Source organism: Mycobacteriales bacterium (assembly GCA_036497565.1).
GTDB lineage: Bacteria > Actinomycetota > Actinomycetes > Mycobacteriales > QHCD01 > DASXJE01.
This window is the reverse complement of sequence record DASXJE010000274.1, coordinates 1-6,116: the sequence shown is the minus strand read 5'-3', so window position 1 is coordinate 6,116 and position 6,116 is coordinate 1. Positions and strand designations below refer to the sequence as shown.

The 6,116-nt window shown below is 68.2% G+C and carries 6 protein-coding genes; 3 read left to right on the top strand and 3 right to left on the bottom strand.

Going from position 1 to position 6,116, the window contains the following annotated elements; translation table 11 throughout:
• The first annotated feature begins 85 nt into the window (after positions 1–85).
• Entirely contained in the window at positions 86–670 is a 585-nt protein-coding gene (locus tag VGH85_21600; protein HEY2176412.1) for a hypothetical protein, read from the top strand.
• Positions 671–849: 179 nt separating this feature from the next.
• Here the strand turns inward: VGH85_21600 and VGH85_21595 are convergent, their stop codons facing one another.
• Positions 850–1,314 (bottom strand): VOC family protein, encoded by a 465-nt coding sequence (locus VGH85_21595; GenBank protein ID HEY2176411.1) that lies wholly within the window; start codon positions 1,312–1,314, stop codon positions 850–852.
• Between the two features lie 971 nt (positions 1,315–2,285).
• Here VGH85_21595 and VGH85_21590 point away from each other — a divergent pair.
• The gene (locus tag VGH85_21590; protein ID HEY2176410.1) at positions 2,286–3,188 is read left to right on the top strand and encodes a type II CAAX endopeptidase family protein; all 903 of its coding nucleotides are present in this window, start codon (positions 2,286–2,288) and stop codon (positions 3,186–3,188) included.
• Positions 3,189–3,688: 500 nt separating this feature from the next.
• On the opposite strand, the gene VGH85_21585 is transcribed toward VGH85_21590, so the two are convergent.
• On the bottom strand, positions 3,689–3,952 hold the full coding sequence (locus VGH85_21585; protein HEY2176409.1) for a TIGR02391 family protein: 264 nt from the start codon (positions 3,950–3,952) through the stop codon (positions 3,689–3,691).
• Positions 3,953–4,013: 61 nt separating this feature from the next.
• The gene (locus VGH85_21580) at positions 4,014–4,403 is read right to left on the bottom strand and encodes a tautomerase family protein (GenBank protein ID HEY2176408.1); all 390 of its coding nucleotides are present in this window, start codon (positions 4,401–4,403) and stop codon (positions 4,014–4,016) included.
• 86 nt (positions 4,404–4,489) lie between these two features.
• Between VGH85_21580 and VGH85_21575 the strand changes: the two genes are divergently transcribed.
• A complete protein-coding gene (locus VGH85_21575) occupies positions 4,490–4,954 on the top strand; it encodes a helix-turn-helix domain-containing protein (protein HEY2176407.1) in 465 nt (154 codons plus the stop codon).
• Positions 4,955–6,116: the final 1,162 nt, after the last annotated feature.

Below are 6,116 nucleotides of genomic sequence, written 5' to 3'. Positions count from 1 at the left end.
GTCGCAACGTTCGCACGGACGTCAGTGGCGTGATGGAACAGGCTGTCCTCCACGATGCGATCCGGCCGGTGAGGAAGCCAGGCCCGTGCCGGTTGTCACCGTGACCGAGAACCTCGTCTGGTCGAAGGGAAGGGGCCTAGTGCGGCACGGCGGCAAGAGCGACGCTGCGCTCCGCGTCATCCCACTGCCGACCTTCGCCGTCGAGCTCATCAGACTTCGGCTCGATGTCCCGGGTGAGCCCTGGTGGCCGCTCTTCCCCACGACGAGCCGAAAAGGGCAGATCACCTACAGGTGGCCGGCCAACGTACGGCGAACGCTCCGCAAGGTGCGCGAACAGGTTGGACTGGAGTGGATGACCCCACACACGTGGCGGCGCACCTACGCGACGATTCTCGACGACGAGCTAACGCTGACTGACCGGATAAAGGCCGATCTCATGGGCCATGCCAAGTTCCTCAAGAACGAGTACGTCAGCCGGGGGGAGCTCCATCCGAGCGCAGCGGTTGTCGTCGACAGCGCGCTGAACGGCGGGACCCGTCGACAGACCCCCTCAGAGGCATCGCCCGCGCCGCAGAGATCACTTGCATACCTGCGTAAGGGAATATTGTCGCATGCCAGAGCCTTGCGGGTTGGCGCGATAGGGTTCGAACCTACGACCGTCAGCTTGTAAGCACTTTCGGGCTGCAAGCTATGTTCGCCAGCAAAAACGCAGGTCACGACGGAGTGCTGTCCCACTGTTATCCAGTCGAAGAACGATCACTTCCGATCGCTGTCCCCTCGCGGAGCCCGCAGAGCGGTGAAAATCGCAGTAGCCGCGAGCGAACTTACAGTGGGCCGACAGAACCGCAGTCAGCTCAACCGGTCGTACCCCGCGGCCGGCGTGCCCGGTGGGTTGTAGACCCCGGGTCGCGCGTTCGGGTTCGGCGTGCAGACCTCGCACTCGAGGCCGTCGGGGTCGCGGAAGAAAAGGCTGAGCACCGGGCCGAAGTCAGTCACGAATCCATCGGTCGCTCCGCGGGCGACGAGCCGGTCCCGGAGGGTGTCGAAGGCGTCCAGCGACGCGGCCTGCAACCCGAGGTGATCGATCCGGCCACGACCGAAGATGGGTGTCTGGCGGTCGGCCTCGGTGTTCTCCGCGATCTCGAAGACGTTGAGCTCACCGGTCACGCCCAGGTCGATGATCGACATTCGCATGCCCTCGGCGGCCCGCTGGTCGTTGGCGACCGGGGCGTCGAACACCTCGCGGTAGAACGCATGGAGGCGGTCGGTGTCGCCGGTGAGGATGGCCACGTGGTTGACGCCGTCGAGCAACATGTCGTACTCCTCAATCCGGTCGGATTCCGACCCGGCCTACGAGTCTCCCACGGTTCAGCGCACGTTCGGCCAGGGCGGTATTAGACGTCGATGAGCCGGACGAGGTCGCCGTGCTGCTTGGCATCTGATCCGTAGTTACGTGCCTACCGCGTGCATGCCAGGTCTTGGTGGGAATGAGTGAGCATCACAGGTGATCCACTGGGCACCAGAGGCACCAACGGGAAGCAGTTCGTGGACCAGCTCGTGTACTGAGCTCAACTGAAGATCGCCGTTGAGATCGCCGAGGAACCGGACCGTGGCGCGGACCCTTCATCGCGCCCTCGTCGCCGGAAGGCACCCGTCCCCGGGCCCGCACTGCGACATCAGGCGGAGCACGCTTGCCGCCTCTGCTCGAGCGGTGCGGAGGGAATGTCGCTACCTCACCGCGTCGTGGTGGGCGCCGGCGTGGCCGGTTCGGGCGAGGCAGCTCGTAGACCTGCCCGACTGCCTTGGTCAGCAACGACCCTCGCTCGCCGCGACGGTCGAGAGAACCCCCTCCAGGAGGCCGTGCACGAGCTCGCGGTAGACCACCCACCGGCCGCCGTTCTCCCCGTGCCGGAGCCAGGCACCGTCCGAGTCGGACCTGCCGCGCTGCGGGAAAGGCTTGAACTCTATTCGCGGGACGGCGTCGACCTCGGCGAATAGCTGGTACGTGTGCAGAGGTGAGCGGCCGGCTGGTGTGGGGCGCCGATGACCCACGGACGCCGGACCGTGCCGCTCCCACGCTTCCCCTCGGTCGCTCGCCGTTCGCCATCGGTGAGCCGTACGTAGTCGAGAAGTCTCTACCGGCAGGTAGCCACTCGTACAGCGCAGCCCTGTCGAAAGGTCTCTACTTACTGCGAGCTTTGTGGAGAGGTAGCTTTGCGGTTGGGCGGTGGATTTCGCGGCGTGGCTGTGGCACGTGTTCGGTGTCCCGTTTGAGGAGGACCGCCATGGTCGGAACCCGCTTCGACCCGGGGGTCGACCCCGATGTCCGGAGCGGCGCCCGGCGCGGACTGGCGATGTACTTCTCCTTCGTCGTCGCCTTCGAGATCGTGGTCTGCACCTGGGCGATTGTGCGCCCGCAGGACGCCCAGCTCTCGATTGCCGTGCTGATGTTCACCCCGGCGGCGTCGTCGATCGCCACGCGCCTGATCCGGCGGGAGGGCTTCGGCGACGTCTCCTTCCGGCTCGGCGGTCGCCGCAGTCTTCCGTGGTACGGCCTGGCGCTGGTCCTGCCGATCCTCGTCGGAGCGGTCGCCTACGGGATCGGTTGGGCCACCGGCCTCGTGGGCTTCACGGGCACCGTCGGGAGCCTGACCGCGGGCATCGGTCTGATCCTCGTCACTGCGGTGCCGCTCACGTGCATCTCCACAGCCGGGGAGGAGATCGGCTGGCGCGGCTACATGCTCACGCGGCTGATCGACGCCGGGGTGCCGCGCCCGGTGCTCGCGAGCGGCCTCATCTGGGGGGTCTGGCACCTCCCGATGGTGTTCGCCGGTTTCTACGCGGCCGGCGACTCGCGGCTGCTCTCCGCAGCCCTGATCCTCGTGTCGATCACGGCGACCAGCTTCGTCTACGCCCGCATCCGGCTGGAGACCGGCAGCGTCTGGCCTGTCGTTCTAGCGCACAGCGCCTGGAACATGATCATCCAGAATCCGTTCGACCACGCGGCTTCGGGCCCGGGGGCGACGCTGTGGGTCGGGGAGGCGGGCATCCTCACCGCGGTCGTCCTCGTCGTCGTCGCCGTGCTCGTCTCGCGGGGCCGGTGGGCCGACCTGCGCCGCCCCCCACGGCCCACGCCGCAGGACAACGATCGGGCCGCGCCGGCCCGGCCCCGCCCGACGGCGACCTGATCGACGTGTCCCTTCTGTTCATTCGTGGATTGGTGTTGTCGCGGAACGCCATCAGCGCGTTTAAGCCAGACATGCCCTTGAACGTCGAGCCGCCTGCTCCTTCTCCGAGTGGGCGCTCACGATCGCAGCGATCTCCTCTCCGTCTTCGGATGCGCTCTGAACGACGGCTGCCGGGTCACAACCGACGGGGTCCGAAGCAACAGCATCTCCGGTCGGGAACGTCGTCGGCGCGCTGAACGCGCCTCACGCAGCCGTCCTCAATGTCAACCTCACCGGACCACCTGGACATAGCTGGGCGTTATCGGTTCCCGGGCACCCGGCCGCGGGTCCGATGCGTCCTTCCCGCTGTCAGCGATCCGCGCGGATTGTGTGGTGGCGGGCCTCGCTGTCGAGGTGGTCGAGCACGCGGCCCGCGCACGTCGAGCCGGCTGCGCGTAGCCGGTCGGCGCCCTGGCGGTAGCGCTGCGCCTCCCCTGCGTGCCGAGGCCGGGTTCCTCCGGTCAGGGACTCGCCGAGCCCAGCAAATCGTCCGGGTGCTGCTCGAGGACACAGCTCTCGATGCAACGCGCGAGGAGGCTGTAGACGCACAGCCTCTCGAGCGCGTCCTGCTCGTCGAGCTCGGAGTCGACGTGCGCCGCGGTGTTGCGCACGAGCAGGTTCACTCCGGGCGCGTAGCGGGCGAGGCCGTCGCGGATTGACTTCACGGTGCGGTCGTCCGGGTTACCTGGCCAGGACGGCCGCCGACCACCAGCGCGGCACGACAGTCGAGGACCTCGTCCCGTCGTGAAAGCCGGGACCGCGGGTAGTCACGGCCTCCGACCGTCGTCACCTGATGGCGCCTGGCTCCTCGCTGGTCTCGGGAAGGAGCTGACCGTCTTCCATGACGTTCGCGCCGGGGATCTCCACGATGAAGATCGCCAGATTCTTCTTGTCCTCGCCGGTGATTTCGCACCACGCGTCGGCCAGTTCGTTGATCAGGCGAGCCCGCACCTCGGGGGATCGACCGGAACGGATGAGCCCCACCATGCGGGGGCCCTCCACGGCCTCCCCGGCGACGAAGACATTGCCGGGGGCGACCTCGGTGAACGAGCAATGCACGTAGGCGCCGGGGGCGCCGGTGACCTCCGAGTGGACCTTCGTCATCGCCGCGGCGACTTCGGCCTTGTGCGCCAACGTCGGAGCGCCGGTGGGCACGGTGAACTGGTAGAAGGGCACGACCAACCTCCACGAAGTGTTCGACTCGAATTGAGTGTGACTCTAGGACGCGCCGGTCAGAGCCACAAGCTGCTGAGACTCGAAAGATGTCTTATGATGGCGTGGTGAAGCACGACGAGCTGTCCGACGTGTACTGCTCGGTCGCTCGAACCTGGTCGGTGCTCGGCGAGCGTTGGACGATGATGATCCTGCGGGAATGCTTCCGTGGCGAGCGCCGCTACGACCACTTCCGCAGCAAGCTCGGGCTGGGCAGCAACGTGCTCAACGACCGCCTGCGGCTGCTCACCGCGGAGGGGATCCTGCAGCGCGTCCCCTATCAGGACAGCCCACCGCGTCACGAGTACCGGCTCACAGCCAAGGGCGCGGACCTCTACCCGGTGCTGCTAGCCCTCATGGCCTGGGGCGACAAGTACGAGAACGACGTTCCCCCGGTTCGGCTCATCCACCGCGCGTGCGGACACCCCGCCGAACCTCGGATGACCTGTGTGTACTGCTCAGGATCGGTGGGCTGGCGCGACATGACGGCAGATGTCCACGACGACGCGTGGTAGCGGACCTATCGCGACCTGGCCGAATACGACCGCCTCTTCGGCCTCGACGACACCACCGCGTTGGCCGGCTGACGGCCACCGCGAAGAGCCCGACCGGGCAGGAGGCCGGGCTGCCCCTGGCCCGGCTCTTGGGCGGGACCATGGATCCGGTGCCGCCATACACCAGCAACGGGCTCGGGCTCACCGACCCCGCCGGGCTCGGCGAGCAGGCGCGCGGATGATCCGGTCGCGACAAGGCCCGGACCTGCTCGCGGGGCACTGGAAGCTGCTCTCGGGCTGGGGCGCCGTCCCGCGGGCGCTGATGTGGGACAACGAGTCCGCGATCGGGTCGTGGAGGGCCGGTCGCCCGGTGCTGACCGAGGCCATGAACAGGTGCGGTAGTAGTCCACGGCCTGGAGCACATCGACGTCGGTGACACCGGCGGCACGCGCGTCCTCGGGGGAGTCCGGGAGCCACAGGAGCCGGACCGTCTCACCGTCGACCTGCATAGAGGCCTCGTCGAGCAGCCGGCCGGCGACCAGGTCGAGTGTGCCCGCCACGCCTTTGGGCGTCGCGGCCGCCATGGCGCGGAAAGCGCGACCGATGTCGCCGGGCACGACGGTGCCCCGGGCGCGAACACGGTGATCGGTCGTCGCCGCCCGAACGGCGTCACCGCCGCCGGCGCAGATACCGAGCATGCCGACGCGCTCGGGGGCGACGAACTCCTGTCGGATCACGTGGTCGACAGCCCAGCGCAGGTCGGCCTCCCGCTCGGACCGGTCCTCCGGGTCGCGCGGTTCGCCCTCGCTCTCGCCCTGGAAGGCCGGGCCGAAGGTGACCGCGACGAAGCCTCGGCGGCCAGGCGACCGCGTAGTTCGCGCCGATCTGTTCCTTCACGCTGCTGCCCGGCGTGGCGATCACCACCGCGTCACGGGCCGCCCGATCGTCGACGTCATCGGGCGGGTGCAGGTGGGCGGACAGGTCGATCGGCCCCCGCGCGATCGACACCGAGATCACCCGTCGCCCTCAGGAGTCCTCGGTCTCAAACGTGTCAGGGCTCGCCGTGCCCGTCGATCCGCCCCTGCCGCGACCGGAAGAGGGTGCGCTCAGCCTCGGATCGGCAGGCCGTGGCTAGTCACCCGGAATCGGAGAACCGTCATCGGCACACCGGCACCGTCCCGCT

Excerpts from the sequence above, each read along its gene's own strand:
- VGH85_21595 (HEY2176411.1), bottom strand. The coding sequence starts at position 1,314 with ATGTTGCTCGACGGCGTCAACCACGTGGCCATCCTCACCGGCGACACC.
- VGH85_21575 (HEY2176407.1), top strand. The coding sequence starts at position 4,490 with ATGTCTTATGATGGCGTGGTGAAGCACGACGAGCTGTCCGACGTGTAC.
- VGH85_21590 (HEY2176410.1), top strand. The coding sequence starts at position 2,286 with ATGGTCGGAACCCGCTTCGACCCGGGGGTCGACCCCGATGTCCGGAGC.